At 64.8% G+C, this 20,447-nt stretch carries 18 protein-coding genes; 7 read left to right on the forward strand and 11 right to left on the reverse strand.

Annotated features, from left to right (window positions below):
- The first annotated feature begins 137 nt into the window (after positions 1-137).
- Positions 138-1,406, forward strand: coding sequence for an EAL domain-containing protein (locus MTX35_RS12445; RefSeq protein WP_243595254.1), 1,269 nt, complete (start codon positions 138-140; stop codon positions 1,404-1,406).
- Between the two features lie 16 nt (positions 1,407-1,422).
- Here MTX35_RS12445 and MTX35_RS12450 read toward each other — a convergent pair whose 3' ends face one another.
- The 3 genes from MTX35_RS12450 to MTX35_RS12460 all read right to left on the reverse strand — a co-directional run bounded on the left by MTX35_RS12450 (position 1,423) and on the right by MTX35_RS12460 (position 5,011).
- Entirely contained in the window at positions 1,423-2,622 is a 1,200-nt protein-coding gene (locus MTX35_RS12450; protein WP_243595255.1) for a mandelate racemase/muconate lactonizing enzyme family protein, read from the reverse strand.
- 74 nt (positions 2,623-2,696) lie between these two features.
- Positions 2,697-3,650: a 2-hydroxyacid dehydrogenase gene (locus MTX35_RS12455; protein ID WP_243595334.1), complete on the reverse strand. Its 954-nt coding sequence runs from the start codon at positions 3,648-3,650 to the stop codon at positions 2,697-2,699.
- Between the two features lie 14 nt (positions 3,651-3,664).
- Positions 3,665-5,011 (reverse strand): enolase C-terminal domain-like protein, encoded by a 1,347-nt coding sequence (locus MTX35_RS12460; protein WP_243595256.1) that lies wholly within the window; start codon positions 5,009-5,011, stop codon positions 3,665-3,667.
- A gap of 288 nt (positions 5,012-5,299) precedes the next feature.
- Here MTX35_RS12460 and MTX35_RS12465 point away from each other — a divergent pair, with 288 nt between their 5' ends.
- The 4 genes from MTX35_RS12465 (at position 5,300) to MTX35_RS12480 (ending at position 10,120) form a co-directional block, all read left to right on the forward strand.
- Positions 5,300-6,898 (forward strand): aldehyde dehydrogenase (NADP(+)), encoded by a 1,599-nt coding sequence (locus MTX35_RS12465; protein ID WP_243595257.1) that lies wholly within the window; start codon positions 5,300-5,302, stop codon positions 6,896-6,898.
- A 31-nt stretch (positions 6,899-6,929) separates the two neighbouring features.
- Entirely contained in the window at positions 6,930-7,856 is a 927-nt protein-coding gene (locus MTX35_RS12470) for a 5-dehydro-4-deoxyglucarate dehydratase (RefSeq protein WP_243595258.1), read from the forward strand.
- The gene (locus MTX35_RS12475) at positions 7,856-9,124 is read left to right on the forward strand and encodes a glucarate dehydratase family protein (RefSeq protein WP_374230283.1); all 1,269 of its coding nucleotides are present in this window, start codon (positions 7,856-7,858) and stop codon (positions 9,122-9,124) included. The genes MTX35_RS12470 and MTX35_RS12475 overlap by 1 nt, the downstream gene beginning before the upstream one ends.
- A gap of 132 nt (positions 9,125-9,256) precedes the next feature.
- Positions 9,257-10,120, forward strand: a complete 864-nt coding sequence (locus MTX35_RS12480; protein WP_243595259.1) for a GGDEF domain-containing protein — start codon at positions 9,257-9,259, stop codon at positions 10,118-10,120.
- 80 nt (positions 10,121-10,200) lie between these two features.
- On the opposite strand, the gene MTX35_RS12485 is transcribed toward MTX35_RS12480, so the two are convergent.
- The 4 genes from MTX35_RS12485 to MTX35_RS12500 form a co-directional block, all read right to left on the reverse strand.
- The gene (locus MTX35_RS12485) at positions 10,201-10,863 is read right to left on the reverse strand and encodes a TetR/AcrR family transcriptional regulator (RefSeq protein ID WP_243595260.1); all 663 of its coding nucleotides are present in this window, start codon (positions 10,861-10,863) and stop codon (positions 10,201-10,203) included.
- A complete protein-coding gene (locus MTX35_RS12490; RefSeq protein ID WP_243595261.1) occupies positions 10,860-11,705 on the reverse strand; it encodes an SDR family NAD(P)-dependent oxidoreductase in 846 nt (281 codons plus the stop codon). Before MTX35_RS12490 ends, MTX35_RS12485 begins: the two co-directional genes overlap by 4 nt.
- Positions 11,702-13,192: an NAD(P)/FAD-dependent oxidoreductase gene (locus MTX35_RS12495; protein ID WP_243595262.1), complete on the reverse strand. Its 1,491-nt coding sequence runs from the start codon at positions 13,190-13,192 to the stop codon at positions 11,702-11,704. Before MTX35_RS12495 ends, MTX35_RS12490 begins: the two co-directional genes overlap by 4 nt.
- A 105-nt stretch (positions 13,193-13,297) precedes the next feature.
- Positions 13,298-14,788: a SulP family inorganic anion transporter gene (locus MTX35_RS12500; protein ID WP_243595263.1), complete on the reverse strand. Its 1,491-nt coding sequence runs from the start codon at positions 14,786-14,788 to the stop codon at positions 13,298-13,300.
- A 340-nt stretch (positions 14,789-15,128) separates the two neighbouring features.
- On the opposite strand from MTX35_RS12500, the gene MTX35_RS12505 reads away from it, so the two are divergent.
- Positions 15,129-16,754, forward strand: a complete 1,626-nt coding sequence (locus tag MTX35_RS12505) for a ribonuclease J (protein ID WP_374230284.1) — start codon at positions 15,129-15,131, stop codon at positions 16,752-16,754.
- On the opposite strand, the gene MTX35_RS12510 is transcribed toward MTX35_RS12505, so the two are convergent.
- On the reverse strand, positions 16,751-17,155 hold the full coding sequence (locus MTX35_RS12510; protein WP_243595265.1) for a MerR family transcriptional regulator: 405 nt from the start codon (positions 17,153-17,155) through the stop codon (positions 16,751-16,753). The genes MTX35_RS12505 and MTX35_RS12510 overlap by 4 nt on opposite strands.
- A gap of 34 nt (positions 17,156-17,189) precedes the next feature.
- The gene (locus MTX35_RS12515) at positions 17,190-18,698 is read right to left on the reverse strand and encodes a SulP family inorganic anion transporter (protein ID WP_243595266.1); all 1,509 of its coding nucleotides are present in this window, start codon (positions 18,696-18,698) and stop codon (positions 17,190-17,192) included.
- A gap of 151 nt (positions 18,699-18,849) precedes the next feature.
- Here MTX35_RS12515 and MTX35_RS12520 point away from each other — a divergent pair, with 151 nt between their 5' ends.
- A complete protein-coding gene (locus tag MTX35_RS12520) occupies positions 18,850-19,743 on the forward strand; it encodes a LysR substrate-binding domain-containing protein (protein WP_243595267.1) in 894 nt (297 codons plus the stop codon).
- Between the two features lie 199 nt (positions 19,744-19,942).
- On the opposite strand, the gene MTX35_RS12525 is transcribed toward MTX35_RS12520, so the two are convergent.
- Positions 19,943-20,107 carry a hypothetical protein gene (locus MTX35_RS12525; RefSeq protein ID WP_243595268.1) on the reverse strand — a complete coding sequence of 55 codons (165 nt, stop codon included), beginning with the start codon at positions 20,105-20,107 and terminating at the stop codon, positions 19,943-19,945.
- Positions 20,104-20,442, reverse strand: a complete 339-nt coding sequence (locus MTX35_RS12530; RefSeq protein WP_243595269.1) for a hypothetical protein — start codon at positions 20,440-20,442, stop codon at positions 20,104-20,106. The genes MTX35_RS12525 and MTX35_RS12530 overlap by 4 nt, the downstream gene beginning before the upstream one ends.
- Between the last annotated feature and the right edge of the window lie 5 nt (positions 20,443-20,447).

Raw genomic sequence — 20,447 nt, forward strand, 5'->3', positions numbered from 1 at the left:
GCTTGCCATGACGTACGCATCGGCTCCGGGCTCTTCGTCTACCCAGCCGGCCGCGGTTCCGCGCTGAGCTCGCTCCGGGCGGGTAACGTCGGAATTGAGCTGAAGCTCAATGTTCGATCGCGAAAAAGGACACCTTCATGCCGGACGACGTTGTGCGCGAGCGTTCCTCGCACGAGGCGATCGCCTCTGCCCTCGCCGATGTGAACGCTGTCCGCCCGGTGTTCCAACCCGTGATCGAACTCGGCACCGGAACCGTCCTCGGGTACGAGGCTCTGGCGCGGTGGCCCGAGTGGCCCCTACTGGACCTGGATTCCGTGTTTGCGACGGCGGCAGATCTGGGTGTGGTGGACGATCTCGATTGGGCGTGTCGCACAAGCGCGGTCGACGCGGCACTCGCTGCAGGGATGGCACAGGAACTGTGCTTGTTCGTCAACGTGGAACCCCACACCGCGACCGGACCGACCGACGGTGCCAAGCGCGCGTTCGCAGCGGCCGAGGGCCGATTTTCCGTGGTGCTCGAGTTGACCGAGAGGTCACTGCTGGCCGATCCCGCAGTGTTGTTGTCCGTGGTTGCCGACGGTCGGCGGGCAGGATGCCGCATCGCTCTCGACGACATCAGCGTGCATCCGGACACGATGACCATGCTCGAGTTCGTCGCACCGGACATCATCAAACTCGACCGTTCGTTGGTCCAGCGAGATCCGAGTCGAGAGCAGGCGCGCGTGATCGCCGCGGTACGAGCGCATTCCGAGGCGACCGGGGCGACTGTTCTGGCAGAGGGCATCGAAAACGACGAACACCTCGCCCGCGCTCACTCGCTCGGCGCGGTACTGGGACAGGGATGGCTGTTAGGAAGGCCTGGCCCCCTGCCCGAGTCCGTTCGGACCGCACCGGGTGCGCAGTCGATCCTGAGCGAGCCCGTTGCGAACTCCGGTCTGGTGCCGAACCTGCCATCGGATCTGTTCGAGCTCGTGGCCCCGTCCATCGGAACCAAAGCCTTCATTCGTGCCATCTCCCGCCAGATCGAGGACCACGCCCGCGATACCAACGATTCGCTGGCCCTCATGTCCACCTTCCAGCATTCCCGCTGGTTCAGCCCGCCCGTCGCCGACCAGTACGCCCGGCTGGCCACCAAGCATGCATTTGTCGCGGCCGTGGGCGTCGGCCTGGGAGGGGAGCCTGCTCCGGGTGTCCGCGGAGCAGATCTCGACCCCAACGAAGAGTTCACCAGAGAGTGGACGATCACCGCGGTCGGTCAGCACTATTTCTCGGCGCTCATCGCCCGCGATCTGGGCGATACGGACTGCGCCGACGCGGACCGTCGATTCGAGTTCGTGCACACGCACAATCGGCAGCTCGTCGTCGCCGCAGCCAGATCGCTCATGCGCCGCATCCTTCCCATGTGACCGGGGCTGCTACCAGCTAGCGCACCACCACGTTCGCCACGGTCCAGGCCCGACCCTGCTCGCTCAACGTGAAGCCCAGTCCCGGGCGCGCAGACAGATGCATCCGTCCGTCCCGTGTTTCGAGGTGTTCGTCGAACAGCGGGTTCAGCCAGTCGAAGTGCTCCACCCACGTCTGCAGTGGATACACCGCCGCGAGGTGCAGGTGGATCTCCATGGCGAAATGCGGGGCGAGCTGCAGATTGTGATGCTCGGCCAGTGTGGCCAACTTCAGGAACTGCGTGATGCCGCCGATGCGGGGAGCGTCGGGTTGCAGGATGTCGACCGAGCCGGCCTCGATGAGGCGCACGTGCTCGCCGACGCTGGCCAGCATCTCACCCGTCGCGATCGAGGTGTCGAGACTACGAGCGAGTTGGGCGTGTCCCTCTGCGTCGTAGGCGTCGAGCGGCTCTTCGATCCACACGAGGTCGAACTGCTCGAGGATTCGGCCCATGCGCTGCGCCGTCGGGCGGTCCCACTGCTGGTTGGCGTCGACCATCAGGGGGACGTCGTCGCCGAGGAACTCGCGCACCGCGGTGACCCGGGCGATGTCGGTGCGCCAATCCGGCTGTCCCACCTTCAGTTTGATGCCACCGATACCGTTCGAGAGTGAGATCGCGGCGTTCTCCATGACCTCCTCGATCGGAGTGTGCAGAAATCCACCCGAGGTGTTGTACGTCTGCACCGAATCGCGTGAGGAGCCGATCAGTTTTGCCAGCGGCAACCCGGCACGCTTGGCTTTGAGATCCCACAGCGCGATGTCGATCGCCGCGATCGCCTGCGTGGCAACACCACTGCGGCCCACCGAAGCTCCGGCCCACACCAGCTTCGTCCAGATCTTGCCGATGTCGTTCGGGTCCTCACCGATGAGCACCGGGGCGATCTCCTGGGCATGTGTAAATTGGGCGGGCCCGCCCGCCCTCTTGGAATAGCTGAACCCTATTCCGTCATGGCCTTGTTCGGTACGGATCTCAACGAACAAGAACACCACTTCGGTCATCGCCTTCTGCCTGCCGGTGAGCACCTTGGCGTCGCTGATCGGATTCTTCAGCGGTAGCACGATCGAGGACAGCGTGACCTCGGCGATGCGATCGATGCTGGCGGCACCGGCGGCCAGTGCGGTGATCGCAGCATCCGGGGCGGTGAGGCCGCTGGTCGGCTTGTCTGTGGCGATGGTCATCTCGGGCTCCTGGTGTCGTCGATTCGCGTTGTCTCACAGACTATTTGACGCAACCGATGTGGGTCCAACACCGATTATCGGTTTATCGATGCCGCCAGCGCATCGATGTTCGACGCGATATCCGCGACTCGGCCCACGAACGTATGGTGCGTGACGCCCGACGAGTGTGGCGTCATCAGCACGTTGTCGAGATCGCGAAACGGCAACACACTCGGTTCTCCCACACCGTCCGGCCCGGGGTAGCGATACCACACGTCGATCGCAGCGGCGGCAATCTCGTTGCGCGACAATGCGTCGAACAGCGGTTGCTCCTGCACCAACGGACCACGACCGACATTGACGAGAACTCCGCCCTTGCCGAGCCTGCGGAGTTCCTCGACTCCGATCATGCCGCGGGTGCGCTCGTTCAACGGCGCAGAGACCACAAGAACATCGGCGAAGTCCGCTAGTTCTCCCAGATCCTCTGTACCCGAAACCCATTGGAGACCCTCGTCCGGAGCCCGACCACTCCCGGTGACCGCTGCACCCACTGCGCCGTACGCCTGAAACAGCTGCCACGTTCGCTTGCCGATGTGCCCGAAGCCGACGAATCCGATGCGGGCACCGCTCAGCGACAACGGTTGCGCGATGCTCGGGTCGTAGACGGCAGTAGCGAACACACCGGAGCGGAGTGCGCGATCCTGCTGCAGAAACTGTCGGCGCAGCATCACAGTCGCCGCCACGACGTACTCGGCGATCGATTGCTCGTGATGAAAGGTGTTGCACACCTGCACATCAGGACCTAGCCCGGAGCGATCGACGTTGTCCGTTCCGGCACCCGCGACGTGCACCATACGCAACTTCGGCGCTGCGGCACCCATGGCCGCGCTGAACTTGCCGCCGACGTACACGTCCGCGTCGGCAAGTTCGTCGATGACCCGACCCTCGTCGAACGGCACGCACCAGATCACCTCTGCGCCAATAGGCAATCCCGCCTCGAACTGCTCGCGGTGCGGCAGGATGTTGCGATCCCCGACGACGATCTTCATCAGCGCACCGGAACTCATCGGACCAGAGCCGGCCGCTTGCTGTCGAATGTCCATCCCTCGATCAGATACTGCATCCCGATGGCGTCGTCGCGGGCGCCGAGACCTTCCTTCAGGTACAGCTCGTGTGCCGCGTCGACCTGCTCGAAGTCGAGCTCGACGCCGAGACCGGGCTTGTCGGGCACGGTGAGGTAGCCCTCCTCGATCGTGAACGGCTCCTTGGTGACTCGTTGCCCGTCCTGCCAGATCCAGTGGGTGTCGATGGCGGTGATCGTGCCCGGGGCCGCCGCCGCGACATGGGTGAACATGGCGAGAGAGACGTCGAAGTGATTGTTGGAGTGCGAACCCCACGTCAGGCCCCACGCGTCACAGAGCTGAGCGACGCGTACCGAGCCGGCCATCGTCCAGAAGTGCGGGTCGGCCAAGGGGATGTCCACGGCACCGGACCTGATGGTGTGTCCCATTTCCCGCCAATCGGTGGCGATCATGTTGGTCGCCGTCTGCAATCCCGTGGCCCGCTTGAACTCCGTCATCACCTCGCGGCCGGAGAAACCGCCCTCCGGGCCGACTGGATCCTCGGCGTACGCCAGCACATCACGCAGCACGCGGCAGGTGTCGATCGCGTCCTTCAGCAACCAACCACCGTTCGGATCCAACGTGATTCGGGCCTCCGGGAATCGCTCGGCCAGTGCGCGCACCGCGGCAGCCTCCTCGGCAGCGGGCAGCGCACCACCCTTGAGTTTGAAGTCCTGAAATCCGTAGCGCGCCTGCGCCGCCTCGGCGAGGCGCACGATCGCTGCGGGGTCCATCGCCTCCTCGTGCCTGATGCGCATCCAGTCGTCGGCCCCGGCGGCCTCGTCGGCGGCACTGCGGTAGGCGAGGTCGGTCTTGGTCCGATCGGCGACGAAGAACAGGTAGCCCAGAGCCTGGACCTTCTCGCGCTGCTGTCCGTCTCCCAACAGCGCGGCAACACTGACGCCGAGATGCTGGCCGAGCAGATCCAACAGTGCCGATTCCACTGCGGTCACAGCGTGGATCGCGATCCGCAGATCGAAGGTCTGCGCTCCGCGGCCCCCGGCATCACGATCCGCGAACGCGCGGCGCATCTCGGCCAGCACCGCGTTGTGCCGACCGATACCCTGGCCCTCGACGAGCCCCCGCGCGTCCTCGAGAGTCTGCCGAATCGCCTCACCGCCCGGCACTTCGCCGACGCCGGTTCGTCCGTCCGAGTCCGTGAGTACCACCAGATTGCGGGTGAAATACGGAGCATGTGCACCGCTGAGGTTCAACAACATGTCGTCGTGGCCGGCAATCGGAATGACACGCATATCGGTGACGACGGGCGTGCTGGTGTGGACGTTCATGTCCGACCTTTCTCACATACTTCCGGTGACTCGGCTCACAGACGACAGTAGGACCCCCGATCGATGCCTGTCCAAGACGATCTGCGCATCGAACGATGCAGTAGTGGTATCAGAGCGGATGCCGCGACCACATCGCGCCAGGCAGTGCGATCGATACCGACACTGAATCGAAGACGACATTTTTAGACTTGGACATGTATCGATCCGGCTTCTACCGTGGTGAGCTATGAGCCAGGTCACGCCTCGGCGTCAGCGCATGTACCGCACCACAGCCTTAGGAGTCACCCCATGACAGCGTCGACGACACAGTCCACCCACCTCACCGGCCGGATGATCATCGCCGGCACCCCGGTCTTCGGTGGCGGCACGCAGATTCACGGAATCGACCCCAGCACCGGCGAGAATCTCGAACCTGCCTACGGACACGGAGACAATGCCGACGTCGAGAAGGCCGGTGCCGCAGCAGCCGAAGCATTCGCCGACTATCGGGCCACCTCCTCGGAGACCCGCGCACAGTTCCTCGAGACCATCGCAGACAACATCGCCGCTCTCGGTGACACCCTGATCGAGCGGACGGTAGCCGAGTCAGGACTTCCGCTGGCCCGCATCACCGGCGAAGTCGGTCGCACTACCGGTCAGCTGCACCTGTTCGCTTCTGTTCTGCGCGAGGGCAGCTGGAACGGTGCCCGCATCGATCCGGCCCAGCCCGAGCGCACGCCGCTCCCCCGCGCCGACATCCGCCAACGGCAGATTCCGCTGGGACCGGTTGCGGTGTTCGGAGCCAGCAACTTTCCACTCGCCTTCTCCGTCGCAGGCGGCGACACCGCCTCCGCTCTCGCGGCCGGATGCCCCGTGATCGTCAAGGCGCACGACGCGCATCCGGGGACGTCCGAACTGGTCGGCCGTGCGATCGCCGACGCAGTGTCCTCCACCGGAATGCCCTCGGGCACCTTCTCTCTGCTGTTCGGCTCCGGTCGCGGACTCGGCACCGCGCTGGTGACCGACCCCCGCATCAAGGCCGTCGGATTCACCGGATCACGCTCGGGTGGAACAGCTCTCGTCGCCGCTGCAGCGGGTCGCCGGGAGCCCATCCCGGTGTACGCCGAGATGAGTTCCATCAATCCGGTGTTCGTCATGGACGGTGCACTCGCCACCCGCGGAGCCGAACTGGGCCGCGCTTTCGTCGCATCGCTGACAATGGGATCGGGCCAGTTCTGCACCAACCCGGGCCTCGTCATCGCCGTGGACGGCGCAGGACTGCAGTCCTTCACGGAGGCAGCATCCACCGCGGTGCAGGAGTCCACCCCCACCACGATGCTGACCCCGCACATCGCCTCCAGCTATGCCGACGGCGTCGCCGGCCTGTCCGACGCGGTGACCGTGGTAGCGCGTGGATCGGACACCGACGCCCCGAATGCCTGCCGCGCAGCACTGTTCGCCACCGACGCCGATACGTTCCTCACCTCCGAGGCCGCGCAGGCCGAGGTCTTCGGAGCGTCGAGCCTCATCGTTCGCTGCACCGATGCACAGCAGGTCCGTGACGTCGCCGCACTGTTGGAGGGACAGCTCACCGCCACCGTCCACGCCGACGAGTCCGATCATGCCGAGGCAGGCAAGCTCCTGTCGGTCCTCGAACTCAAGGCCGGCCGCATCCTGTTCGACGGATGGCCGACCGGCGTCGAGGTCGGCCACGCGATGGTCCACGGCGGCCCCTTCCCCGCCACCTCCAACTCCCGCACCACCTCGGTCGGATCGCTCGCGATCGAGCGTTTCCTACGCCCTGTTTCCTACCAGGATGTACCGAAGTCGTTGCTGCCCAGCGCTGTCGCCGACGGAAATCCCGAGGGCATCTTCCGCCGCATCGACGGCCAGCTCACCCAAGACTGACTCACCCCACCTAATTTTCGAGGAGATCCCCATGCTCGACGGCGTCCTGTTCTTCCCCGTCACCCCGTTCACCGCTTCCGGTGAGGTCGATTACGACCTGCTGGCCGCTCACATCGCGAAGGGTGTCGACGCCGGACCCGGTGGAGTGTTCATCGCCTGCGGCACCGGCGAATTCCATGCCCTCGAGACCGAGGAATTCGGCAGGATCGTGCGCACCGCAGTCGATGTCGTCGCGGGCCGGGTTCCGGTCTACGCCGGTGCAGGTGGGTCCGTTGCGCAGGCAAAGGCATTCGCGTCGAGCGCGAAGACCAACGGAGCCGACGGCATCCTGCTGCTGCCTCCCTACCTGGTGACGATGCCGCAAGCCGGTCTGGTCAACTACACCAAGGCCGTTGCCGGTGCATCCGATCTGCCGCTGATCGTCTACAACCGTGGCAACGCCCGCTTCACCGAGGACTCGGCCGTCGAGGTAGCGCAGCTGCCCACCGTCGTCGGGTTCAAGGACGGCACAGGCGATCTCGATCAGGTCGGCCGCATCGTCCGTGCGGTACTGGACGCCCTGGAACCGTCGGGCAAGCCCTTCCAGTTCTTCAACGGCCTGCCCACCGCCGAGGTCTCCCAGCAGGCGTACCGAGCGATCGGTGTCACGCTGTACTCCTCTGCGACGTTCGCGTTCGCACCCGAGCTGGCCCTGGCGTTCTACCGGTCACTCGACAGCGGCAACGACAAGCTCACTGCCGCACTGCTTCGCGAGTTCTTCCACCCGCTGGTGCGCCTGCGCGACAAGGTTCCCGGCTACGCCGTCGCTCTCATCAAGGCGGGCGTGACGATGGAGGGTATCGAGGCCGGACCGGTTCGCCCACCGCTGGTGGACATCAGCGCGCCGCACCTCGAGGAGCTCACCGCAATCGTCGCCGCCGGCCGGGCCGTGCTGGCCGACGAGCTCGCGGTGCACTGATGCGAGAACCGGTCCTGATCACCGGCGCTCGGATCACTCCCATCGCTTTCGTCGATCCTCCGTTGCTCAACACCGTCGGCGTGCATCAGCCGTACGCGCTGCGCGCGATCATTCAGTTGGACACCGATGCCGGCGTCGTCGGACTCGGTGAAACGTACGCCGACACGGCGCATCTGGATCGTCTCGACGCGGCCGCCACGGCCATCACCGGCCTGGACGTGTTCGCGCTCAACGACATTCGAGAGGCCGTCGCTACCGTGCTGGGGACGCTGTCGATCACCGGCGGAGACGGCGTCGCCGGCATGATCACCACGGCCAGTACGACGGACCGCGTGTTCTCCCCGTTCGAGATCGCGTGCCTGGACGTGCAGGGCAAAGTGCTGGGGCGACCGGTGTCCGATCTGCTCGGCGGCAAGGTTCGGGACTCGGTTCCGTTCAGCGCGTATCTGTTCTACAAGTGGGCAGCGCATCCCGGCCGAGAGCCCGACGAATGGGGCGAGGCAATCGATCCGGAAGGCCTGGTGCGCCAGGCTCGAAAGATGGTCGACGAGTACGGATTCCAGGCCATCAAGGTCAAGGGCGGCGTCTTTCCACCCGACGAGGAGATTGCCGGAATCAAGGCGCTACGCGAAGCGTTTCCCGAGCTACCGCTTCGGCTCGACCCCAACGCTGCCTGGACCGTCGATACGTCCATCCGCGTCGCCGCCGAACTCGACGGCATCGTGGAGTACCTCGAGGACCCGACACCGGGGCTCGACGGCATGGCCGAGGTTGCGCGCGAAGCGAAGATGCCTCTCGCGACCAACATGTGCGTCGTCGCTTTCGATCACCTGAAGCCCGCTGTGCTGAAGGACTCGGTGCAGGTGGTGCTGTCCGACCACCACTACTGGGGAGGTCTGCAGCGGTCGAGGCTGCTCGCCGAAATCTGCGAGACCTTCGAGATGGGTCTGTCGATGCACTCGAACAGCCATCTCGGAATCAGCCTCGCGGCCATGGTTCACCTTGCCGCGGCCACGCCGAACCTCACCTACGCCTGCGATACGCACTGGCCGTGGAAACACGAGGACGTCGTGGTCCCGGGCGTACTGAACTTCGTCGACGGGGCGGTGGCCGTACCCACCGGGCCCGGTCTCGGCGTCGAGATCGACGAGGACGCGCTCGCGGCGCTGCATCAGCAGTACCTCGACTGCGGGATCCGAGACCGTGACGACACCGGATACATGCAGAGTATCGATCCGAGCTTCGAGAACACCTGCCCGCGCTGGTAGGGCTAAGCTCGCTCCGGGTCGAGGGGATCCGTGCGAGAGGTTTGTCGTGTGAACACCGGTTGGCAGTATTCCCCCACGCCAGTCGCGCGAACGTCTGGGGTCAACTGTCTCGTCAGTGGGCTGGTGGGTGTCGTGACCGTCGTCGGGGCTTCGCCTCGGGCGGCGACTGTGCTGCTCGTCCTGGCGGTGGCCTGGTGCGCGCTGGGCATCTACATGGTCGCGGCGGCACCGGTGCTGTCTCGTCGCCTCTACCTGGCGATGCACCTGTCCGGTCTGACGAGCATCGCCCTGTTCTGCACCGCGGCGGGCGGGGCGATCCCGGCCATGTCCGGTATCTTCCTCCAGCTACTTCTGGTGACGCCGGCTTTCATCGTGCTGCCCAACCGCATCGCCTGGCGGACGACGGTTCTCAATGCCGTGTACGTTGCCTACTTGGGCACCGTCGTCGGTGATATCCATCCCGTCCTGGTGATCAACGCCCAACTCGTGCTCGTCGCCATCGCGATCTCCGCAGCCTGGGTCCAGAGCGTGGCGTCGACGTCCGAGATCGACCATCTCACCCAGCTCGCGAATCGACGGCGCCTCACCCGTGAGTTGGACGCTCGGCCGGGAACGGTGGCGAGCGGAAAGATCGACGCCATCGCGGTGGTGGACATCGATCGCTTCAAAGCGATCAACGACGACCACGGTCATGCAGCCGGTGATCGCACACTCGAGATCGTGTCGTCCGCACTACGCAACTGCCTGCCCCCGCAGTACCTGCTGAGCCGTTCGGGCGGCGACGAATTCACGGTGTTGTGCGCGACGGGCACATCCATGGAACTGAGTGACGCCGTCGACCGCGTCCGGCGGGAGCTGCCGTCGGACCTGACGATCTCGGTGGGCGTAGCGGGTCGGCAGGGCAGCGAATCGGCGCGCACCACCCTCGAGCGCGCCGACCGCGCACTGTACGAGTCGAAGAATCAGGGCCGAAACCGCACCACCATCCACGAGTAGGTCAGCGCGAGACGCCGACCTCGCGGAACGGCAGATCGACGATGGCCCGTGTCGACCGGACGGTGTTCCCGGAGCCTGGTCTAGCCGCGCGCCGATTCCACTGTCAGCGGCGCAACGATGTGGGCAAGCATGGTCGCAATGGTGGCGACGACGATGCGGCGCTCTGCGACGTAACCGCTCTGGTACCACGTCATCGCGGTGTGGCTGATGCCGCCGATGGCGGCGGTCGCGAGCAGGTCGACATCCATATCGGGGCCCGACGGCACCTCGCCCGCGAACGTGCGGAGGTAGCCGAGCAGCAGAACACCGAACTCGTGCATCACCGTCAGATAGGTCTGCTCGACGCGAGGACTGACCCCCAGCACCTCCATCCACACCACGCGGGCAAGGTGCGGGTCCTCGACAACCTGAAAGAACGGTTCGAGCAGCTGCCTCGCAACGGCCCCGAGACCACCGTCAGGATCTACCTCTGCCATGGCTTCGGACACCGAGTCCGTCAGGTGTGCAATGCATTCTGCGTAGACCGCGAGCAGGAGGTCTTCGGTCTTGTCGAAATACTGATAGAAGTGCCGGTCGGCGATCTTGGCCTCGCGGCACAGTCCGCGGACGGTCGCGGCGCGGTACCCGACGCTGCCGAACACCCGCAGGCCCGCGTCCAGCAGCTGCCGTCGCCTACGGTCGTCGCGGTCGGCGGCACTCTCACCGCCGTAGGCCCGGCCGGGCACGTCGACTGTTGCGCTCATGACCGTCGGGCATCCAGTTCGGCAGTCAGACGGATCAATTCGTCGTCTCGCTCCATCGTGGCATCCATGATCGGGTTGACGATGCCGCGCAATACCGAGATCGGAATCCAGCGACCGGGCACGGCGATGCGCGCGGCTCGGCGTCCGATGCCTCGTACGGCCACGCGGGCAAGCTTGTCCGGTGTGATCGGGCGGAGCAGTGGCGCGGGAAAGGCGCGGGCAGTCATCGCCGTCGCGACGGTGTCGCCGCCGAACGCCACGTCGGCAATGGGAGTGGCCACCCAGCCCGGGTACAGCACTCCGGCCGTCGCTTTCGTCCCCGCGAGTTCCGCCCGCAACGCGCGACCGAGTTGTTCGACGGCCGCCTTCGACGCCGCGTACGGCGCGTTCGCCAGCCCGTTGAGATAGGCGTACGTCGAGGAGGTGAGCAGCACGTAACCCCCGGACTCGACGATGTGCGGCAGCGCTGCCCGCACCGTGTTCCACACCCCGACGAGATTGACCCCGATGACTCTCTCGAACACACCGTCGTCGACGGAACGGATCGTCGATGCCTGTGCACCGCTGGAGATTCCCGCATTCGCCATCACGATGTCGAGCGTGCCGAACGTCTCGATTGCGGTCGCAACCGCCGCGTCGAGTTGCTCTCTGACGGTGACATCGGCATACGCGATCGCCACGCGCCGATTGCCCAGTGTCGCCGCCACCGATTCGAGATCGGTCGACGCCATGTCGACCAGAACGACCGAGGCACCGCGTCGATGCAGTGCGGTGGCCACGGCGGAACCGATGCCGCCCGCCGCTCCGGTGATCAGCGCTACCCGGCCCGAGAAATCCTTCATGCCGACACCTCGTCCTTCGTCGTCACGTCGGTGGATGACCGGTGGATGTGATGGGCTTCCGGCCGAAAACGCTTGGCCCACCGCCGGAAAGTGAAACTGAAGCCGGGGAACATGGCCACGACATGCCCGGACTTCGACTGGTACCAGCTGTGGCAGCCGCCGTCCTTCCAGACGGTGCCCTCCATCTCGCGATGAATCGTGTCGGTGTACTCCCGCTCTGCGGCGGCAGTGACCTCGATGGCCGTCGCTCCGGCCTGTCGGACGGCATCGACGGCCCGCACGATGTACTCCATCTGTGCCTCGATGAGGAAGATCGCCGAGGTGTGGCCGATGCCGGTGTTCGGACCGGTGACGACGAAGAGGTTGGGGAAACCGGGAATCGTGGTGCCGAGGTAGGCGCGGGGATAGGGATCCCAGACGTCGGACAGGGCGCGGCCGTCCCGGCCGATCACCGGATACGAGATGACGCCGTCGGTGGCGTCGTATCCGGTGGACCACACCAGAAGATCGATATCGACGTGTTCGCCTGTGGTGGTGACGATCCCGGTCTCGGTGATCTCGGCGATGCCATCGTTCTTGTCGTGCAGGGTCACGTTCGGCTGCCCAAGCGCGGGATACAACGTGTTGGACAGCAGTACCCGCTTGCATCCGATGGTGTAGTCGGGGGTGACCTTCGCTCGAAGCTCGGGATCCGGAACCTGAGACTCGATGTGCTTCAGCGCAGTTCGCTGCGCCACGGCCTTCAGCATCGTCCGTGAGTACTTGAAGCCCAGAATGCGCGTCTCGAGGGTCCAGTAGATCCCGGCGCGAACCGTCCTTCGAATCGGTTCCCTACGCAACAGCTTTCGCTGAAGCGCTGTGAATTCACGATCGTGGCGCGGCATCACCCAGTGCGGGGTGCGCTGAAAGACGTGCAGTTGCTCCACGTCGGGTTGGATCGCGGGAATCACCTGTGCCGCGCTGGCCCCGCTGCCGACGATCGCCACCCGTTTCCCGGCGTGATCATAGGAGGTGTCCCAGTCGTTGGTGTGGAACTGGGTGCCCTGGAACTTCTCCCGGCCGGGGAACGGCGGGACGACGGGTGTACTGAGCGGTCCCGACGCGTTGACGACGAACGTCGCCGCGTAGTCGCCCCGCGAGGTGGTGATCAGCCAGTGGTCTCCGGCCCATTCGATTCTCCGGACGTCGGTGTCGACGTGCGTTCGAGCCGGCAGACCGTTCGATTCGAGCACGTGGTCGGTGTACCGCTCCAGCTCCTCGCGTTCGGCGAACATACGCGACCACTCGAAGGGCTCCGACGCGATGGAATAGAGCGGACTCTGCACGTCGACGGCTGCGCCGGGGTATCGATTCTGCTTCCACGTGCCGCCCAGGAACGGACGCCTCTCGAGGATCACGAAGTCGTCGATCCCTCGATCGAGCAGCGCTTTGGCGGCGCACTGGCCACCGAACCCACTGCCGATGATCACCACGGTGTGAATGTGCATGCCGACGAACCTTCCCGCACGAGGCGCAATCCGATGATGCGCGTCATCACTTTAAAGTGATGACGCGTGATTCCGCAATGGAATCGGTCGATCGGCGAACGGTCGTCAATGGCCGCCCGACAGCTGCCCGGTCAGCCGGACATGCCGCTGCGCAGACACCGCGTCGAGGCCGACGATCTCCGCTCGCTTGCCCTTTGCCTCGTATTTCGTGGTGATGGCATCGAGCGTGGCGACCGTGGATGCATCCCAGACATGGGCACCGCTGAGGTCGATGACGACATGTCGAGGATCACCCGCGTAGTCGAACTGATAGACGAGGTCGTTGCTGGACGCGAAGAACAACTCCCCCTTCACCGCGTAGACGCGGGTGTCCTCGTCGGGATGCGCCACGTCGACGACCTCGGTGAGGTGCGCGACCCTGCGAGCGAACAGCACCATCGCGGTGACGACGCCGACGACGACGCCGTAGGCGAGATTGTGGGTGGCGACGGTGACGACCACGGTTGCCACCATGACTGCCGTTTCGCTCTTGGGCATGCGCCGCAACGTCTTCGGGCTGATGCTGTGCCAATCCATCGTGCCGATCGCAACCATGATCATGACGGCGGCGAGTGCGGCCATCGGGATCAGCGCAACGATGTCACCCAGTCCGACCACCAGGATCAGCAGGAACACCCCGGCAAGGAACGTGGAGATGCGCGTCCGGGCACCCGAGGCTTTGACGTTGATCATCGTCTGGCCGACCATCGCGCACCCACCCATGCCGCCGAAGAATCCGGTGATGACGTTCGCTGCGCCCTGACCCCAACTCTCCCGGGTCTTGTTCGAGTGCGTGTCGGTGACGTCGTCCACCAGTTTGGCCGTGAGCAGCGATTCGAGCAGTCCGACGACGGCCATGGCAAGGGCGTACGGCGCAATGATGCTCAACGTTTCGAGGTTGAACGGGACGTCGGGGATCAGCAGTGCGGGCAGGCTCGACGGCAGTTCGCCCTCGCCACCGACGTTGGGAACGTTCAGCGCGAACACCACCGTGGCAACGGTCAGCAGCACGATGGCCACGAGCGGCGCGGGCACGACGGACGTGATCCTGGGGAGCAGGACCATGATCAGCAGACCGACGGCCACCAGCGGGTAGACCAGCCACGGCACGCCGATCAACGCAGGAAACTGCGAGGTGAAGATCAGAATGGCCAGTGCATTGACGAAGCCGACCATGACGCTACGTGGGATGAAGCGCATCAACTTGGCGACGCCGAGGACCCCGAAGATCACTTGGAGGACGCCGGCGAGGATGACCGTGGCGATGAAGTAGTCGAGGCCGTACTGCTTGGCGACGGGAGCGATGACCAGGGCAATTGCCCCGGTGGCCGCAGAGATCATCGCGGGGCGGCCGCCCAGGAACGCGATGGACACGGCCATCGTGAAGGACGCGAACAGGCCCACTCGCGGATCGACACCCGCAATGATCGAGAAGGCTATTGCCTCGGGAATCAGCGCCAACGCGACAACCAGGCCGGCCAGCACCTCGGTCTTCAGCATTCGCGGGGACCGCAGGGCACTCATGACGGTCGGAATCCGCTCGGCGGAGTCGCTCATATCTCTCCATTCGTGATCGATGGATGCGGACGTGCCGACGAACGGCCGGTCTCATCCAGGGGGTGGGCGCATCGCTGCGCCCGAAGGCTTTGTTCGTGGAGCCCGATGGGCATCTCACGCATCCCGCACACATCGGGCGGGAAGGAACAGTCAGGAAACTGATCCCTACGCTTACGCAATAGTAGAGTTGACGCAAATCGACACTGTTCGGACCGGGGTCGACACCAGGTCGGAGGCCCCCCGTAGCGTAAGAGGCATGTCGAGATCACCACGGAACCGCAGATCCCCCGCCGCACCGAGAAAGCGATCCTCCTCCGCGCTTTCGGCAGGGCACCTTCGCGTGATCGCGACCGGCGGTCTCGGCGAGATCGGCCGGAACATGACCGTCTTCGAATTCGACGGAAAACTGCTCATCGTCGACTGCGGCGTGCTGTTCCCCGAGGAGCATCAGCCGGGCGTCGACGTCATCCTGCCGGACTGGAGCTGCATCCGGGACCGTCTCGACGACGTCGTCGCCATCGTTCTCACCCACGGGCACGAGGACCACATCGGCGGTGTCCCCTACCTGCTCCGCGAACGGGGCGACATTCCCGTCATCTCGTCGCGGCTGACGCTGCATTTCCTCGCCGCCAAATTCGAGGAGTTCAAGGTCTCGACGAAGCTGATCGAAGTCGAGGCGGGGCAGACGCGTCAGGAAGGCCCGTTCGAGCTCGAATTCATCGCCGTCAACCACTCGATCCCCGACGGTCTGGCCATCGCCATTCGTACCGACGCCGGGCTGGTGCTGCACACCGGCGACTTCAAGATGGACCAGTTTCCGCTCGATGGTCGGATCACCGACCTCCGTAGCTTCGCGCGCCTCGGCGAGGAGGGTCTCGACCTACTCCTCGTGGACTCCACCAACGCCGAGGTTCCCGGCTTCATGGTCTCCGAACGTGACCTGGTCCCGGCCATCGAGAAGGTGTTCCGCGAAACCACGGGACGCGTGATCGTGTCGAGCTTCGCCAGTCACGTCCACCGCATTCAGCAGGTACTCGACGCCGCGCATGCCCAGGGCCGCAAAGTGGCGTTCGTGGGCCGATCGATGGTGCGCAACATGAAGATTGCCACCGATCTGAACTACCTCGATGTGCCCGACGGGCTCGTCGTGGACCTGCCGAAGCTCAATCGTCTTCCGGCGAACAAGATCACGCTGATCTGCACCGGATCCCAGGGCGAGCCGCTGGCCGCACTGTCACGGATGGCCTCGGGCGAACACCAGATCAAGGTCGGCGACGGCGACACCGTACTGATGGCGAGCAGCCTCATCCCGGGAAACGAGAACGCGATCTACCGCGTCATCAACGGTCTCGTGGACAAGGGTGCGCGCGTGGTGCACAAGGGAAATGCCAAGGTGCACGTCTCCGGTCACGCCAGCGCAGGCGAGCTCGTCTACTGCTACAACATCCTCGAACCCGCCAATGTGCTTCCCGTACACGGTGAATCGCGGCACCTGCGCGCCAACGCCGATCTCGCAATCAGGACCGGTGTTCCTCGCGATCGCGTCCTGATCGCCGAGAACGGAAGCGTCATCGACCTGTTCGACGGCGTCGCGCAGATCACCGGCTCCGTCCCCATCGAGCTGATCTACGTCGACGGCAGTTCCGTCGGTGGTGTGACGGAGGATTCGCTGGCCGACCGACGCCTGCTCGCCAACGAGGGCGTCCTGACCGTCATCGCCATCGTGGACCCCGATACCGGCCTGCTGGTCGACGACGTCGATTTCATCGGACGCGGATTCGCGCACGAGGCCAACGCTTTCGACTCGTTGGCCAAGGCGATCGGCAAGACCCTCACGCGCGAGAGCGACGTCAAGGTTGCTTCTCGCGAGAACATCGAGAAGCGCATCGTGCAGGAGTCGGCCCGCTGGGCCAAGCAGACCCTGGGCCGTCAGCCCCTCATCGTCCCGGTGGTCGTCGACGGCTAGAGCTGGGCAGCTGCCCCGCGAGTCGACAGCACCTCGGTCAGCTCCTCGGCGTAGGCGAGCTGCCGCCGCAACGTGCGGCAGCTGTCCTCGGCCTTGGTGTGGCACTCGCGAACGAACGCTGCGGCCGACGATCGAGCATCGTCGGTCGCGTTCTCGTCGCCCAGAATGTCGAGAGATTCCAGTAGCTGTTTCATCTCGGCCAGGGTGAAGTCGAGGGGCTTCATTCGGCGAATGACGAGCAGGCGTTCGACGTCGGCCTCGGTGTACAACCGAAATCCGCCTGCGGACCGGGCAGAAGGCGCTACCAGGCCCACGTCGTCGTAGTGACGGACGGTGCGGATGGACAGCTCGGTTCGCTGAGCTACCTGCCCGATCTGCATGTGCATGTCGTCGTCCGTCATGTGCCGCCTCTCTTCGCCCGAGCGTCCACCCTAGTCAGTGCTCGGCACCGAGGTTTCCACTGAGACGATCGTGCCGTTCGATCGAGGGCGCGTTCAGGCCGATGATCTGCACCGTCTTGCCCTTCGCGGCGTACTTGGTGGTGATGGCGTCGAGGGTCGCGACAGTCGAGGCGTCCCAGATGTGCGACTCCGACATGTCGATGACCACGTTCTTCGGATCCCCCACGTAGTCGAACTGATAGATCAAATCGTTGCTCGACGCGAAGAACAACTCGCCCTTCACCGCGTAGACGCGAGTGTCCTCGTCGGGATGAGCCACATCGACGACCTCGGTGAGGTGCGCGACCCGGCGAGCGAACAGCACCATCGCGGTGACCACACCGACGACGACGCCGTACGCGAGGTTGTGGGTGATCACGGTGACTGCCACGGTCGCGACCATGACGAGGGTTTCGCTCTTGGGCATGCGCCGCAACGTCTTCGGGTTGATGCTGTGCCAGTCGAAGGTTCCGACGGAGACCATGATCATGACGGCGACGAGCGCGGCCATCGGGATCAGCGCAACGATGTCGCCGAGACCGACCACCAGGATCAGCAGAAAGACGCCGGCGAGGAACGTCGAGATACGGGTGCGGGCACCAGAAACCTTGACGTTGATCATGGTCTGACCGATCATCGCGCAACCGCCCATGCCGCCGGTGAATCCGGTGACCAGATTGGCCACGCCCTGGCCCCAACCCTCGCGGGTCTTGTCGGAATGCGAGTCGGTGATGTCGTCGACGAGCTTGGCCGTCATCAGCGATTCGAGCAGACCCACCAATGCGATCGCCAGAGCGAACGGCGCGATGATGCTCAGTGTGTCGAACGTGAACGGTACGTCCGGGATCAAGAACGACGGCAGCGAGGACGGCAGCTCGCCCTCGTCGCCCACATCCGGGACCGCGAGCGCGAACACGAGCGTGACCCCGGTGAGTATCACAATGGCGATCAACGGTGCCGGGACGATCGTGGTGAGCTTGGGCAGAAAGAACATGATGAGCAGGCCAACGGCGACCATCGGGTACACCAACCACGGCACCCCGATCAGGTACGGCACCTGGGAGCTGAAGATCAGGATCGCCAACGCGTTGACGAAGCCGATCATCACGCTGCGCGGGATGAAGCGCATCAGCTTGGCGACGCCGAGAACGCTGAGCACGACCTGCAGGACTCCTCCGAGGATCACCGCTGCAATGAGGTAGTCGAGGCCGTAGTCCCGAGCCAGCGGGGCGACGACCAGCGCAATTGCCCCGGTAGCAGCGGAGATCATCGCCGGGCGGCCACCGACGATGGAGATGGTGACGGCCATGGTGAACGACGCGAACAGCCCGACGCGTGGATCGACACCGGCAATGATCGAGAACGAGATGGCTTCCGGAATCAGCGCCAGTGCCACCACCAGGCCTGCGAGCACTTCGGTCTTGAGTCGCTTCGGCGAGCGCAACGCACCCAGCACCGAGACGTCTTCGACGGCGGTGACTGGCACCTGGGCAGCTCGAGACACGACGACTCCATTCGATGGGTGCGGAGGGATGCTGCGCGCGAACTCTACTCTTACTGGAGAGAAGGTTGCTAATCGTCGTGACCGTCGGCCTACGCTAGATTGATACGTAAAGGTTCCGCGAAACTGCCAGCGCGATGCAAGGAGTGAATCGATGTTCTCGCTCAACAGGCTGTCCTGCTTCATCGCCGTCGCCGAGGAGTTGCACTTCGGCCGCGCCGCCGAACGACTGCACATGACGCAGCCTCCGCTGAGCAGGCAGATTCAACAGCTCGAAAGCGAGGTCGGCGTGCAGCTGATCGATCGCACCAGTCGGTCGGTGACGCTGACCGCGGCGGGCCTGGCCTTCCTACCCGAGGCCCGACGCATCCTCGACCTCGCCGAGGGCGCACTGCTCACCGTCCGACGCGTTCCCACCGGCGATCTCGGAACGGTGGTCGTCGGATTCACCGGCGCCTCGGCGCACGCGGTGCTCCCGCAGTTGCTCGACGCCGCCCGCGAGAAGCTACCGGACGTCAAACTCGTTCTACGCGAAATGGTCTCGGCAGTGCAGATGGAATCGTTGGCCATCGGCGATATCGATCTCGGGTTGGCCAGACCACCACTCAAGCGACCGGGCATCTCATCCCGACCGGTGCTGCACGAATCGTTGATCGCAGCGATGCCCGAGGCGCACCCGCTGGCCGCGAAAGACGAGCTGTCGGTGGAGGACTTCGACGAGCAGCCGATCATCATGTACTCGCCCGTCGACGCGCGGTACTTTCACGAGCTGCTGATCAGCACCTTCACCATCGTCGGGGTGTCCCCGCGCTACGTGCAGTACGTGACCCAGGTGCACACGATGCTGGTGCTCGTTCGTTCCGGCATCGGATTGGCATTGGTACCGGAGTCGGCGTCGACCATGCGGCCGGAAGGTGTTGTGTTCCGGCCGGTTCGGACCGTGAAGGAACGCCCCGTCGAACTCGACGCGGCATGGCGCGTGGACAACGACAACCCGGCACTGCACCGCTTCATGACCGATGTGCTGCCGACGCGGGAGTGGTCGTGATGCGCCGCTGATCGAGTTGCGTGCAGGACCGTGACGGCGCGAGTGCGGTCCGATGGGAGACGCCGAAGGCCTGCGCGCGTTTGCCCACTTATTGTCCAGATGCCTACCTGCGACTGTGAGCAGATCAATGATTACCCGGCATGGAGCTCGATCGAGGTCCGGCAGCTGCCGCGCGAACCTTCCGGCGTTGCCTGGGGGGTCACTCTTTCGGTATGGACACGTCCTTGCCTGCTGCGATGTCGCGCAGCCACTGCGGGACAGGGTCTTTGTCGTACTCGCGGAGCGCGATCGAGGCTTGCGCGGCGGCAGAGCGGACCTTCATCGACCGGCCGCGGCGTGCCGGGCGGTTCTCCGTGGTGGTCATCGCGGGTCCTCCGTGTCTGTGTCGGTTCCATTGTCGCTGCTGCCGCCGCTTTCTGCCAGGACGTCGTCAGATTCGGTCACGATGTGATCGGCGATGACCCGTAGTGTGCGGCGGTCGGTCTTGGCGATGAACGGTGTTGTGGCGACGGTGCCAAATACTCTCCAACCGAGTGCGGCTTCGTCGTCATTTTCGCTGACGGTCCGCCCGAGACACCAAGTGATGCGTTGCCAGGATTGGGAACGGTTGTCCGCCCGAGTGCGCTGGCTGACAGTTCCCACTACGCCGACGACGGCAAGCAGACCGACGATGAGGGTGATCCAGGCTTGCGCTGGCACTGACC

Source organism: Rhodococcus sp. ARC_M12 (assembly GCF_022810385.1).
Taxonomy (GTDB): Bacteria; Actinomycetota; Actinomycetes; order Mycobacteriales; family Mycobacteriaceae; genus Rhodococcoides; species Rhodococcoides navarretei.

Coding starts and splice junctions, on each gene's coding strand:
- MTX35_RS12525 (WP_243595268.1), bottom strand. CDS start 20,107: ATGACCACCACGGAGAACCGCCCGGCACGCCGCGGCCGGTCGATGAAG.
- MTX35_RS12490 (WP_243595261.1), bottom strand. CDS start 11,705: ATGAAGGATTTCTCGGGCCGGGTAGCGCTGATCACCGGAGCGGCGGGC.
- MTX35_RS12450 (WP_243595255.1), bottom strand. CDS start 2,622: ATGACCATCGCCACAGACAAGCCGACCAGCGGCCTCACCGCCCCGGAT.
- MTX35_RS12465 (WP_243595257.1), top strand. CDS start 5,300: ATGACAGCGTCGACGACACAGTCCACCCACCTCACCGGCCGGATGATC.
- MTX35_RS12460 (WP_243595256.1), bottom strand. CDS start 5,011: ATGAACGTCCACACCAGCACGCCCGTCGTCACCGATATGCGTGTCATT.
- MTX35_RS12445 (WP_243595254.1), top strand. CDS start 138: ATGCCGGACGACGTTGTGCGCGAGCGTTCCTCGCACGAGGCGATCGCC.
- MTX35_RS12500 (WP_243595263.1), bottom strand. CDS start 14,788: ATGAGCGACTCCGCCGAGCGGATTCCGACCGTCATGAGTGCCCTGCGG.
- MTX35_RS12455 (WP_243595334.1), bottom strand. CDS start 3,650: ATGAAGATCGTCGTCGGGGATCGCAACATCCTGCCGCACCGCGAGCAG.
- MTX35_RS12485 (WP_243595260.1), bottom strand. CDS start 10,863: ATGAGCGCAACAGTCGACGTGCCCGGCCGGGCCTACGGCGGTGAGAGT.
- MTX35_RS12510 (WP_243595265.1), bottom strand. CDS start 17,155: ATGACGGACGACGACATGCACATGCAGATCGGGCAGGTAGCTCAGCGA.
- MTX35_RS12470 (WP_243595258.1), top strand. CDS start 6,930: ATGCTCGACGGCGTCCTGTTCTTCCCCGTCACCCCGTTCACCGCTTCC.
- MTX35_RS12495 (WP_243595262.1), bottom strand. CDS start 13,192: ATGCACATTCACACCGTGGTGATCATCGGCAGTGGGTTCGGTGGCCAG.
- MTX35_RS12475 (WP_374230283.1), top strand. CDS start 7,856: ATGCGAGAACCGGTCCTGATCACCGGCGCTCGGATCACTCCCATCGCT.
- MTX35_RS12520 (WP_243595267.1), top strand. CDS start 18,850: ATGTTCTCGCTCAACAGGCTGTCCTGCTTCATCGCCGTCGCCGAGGAG.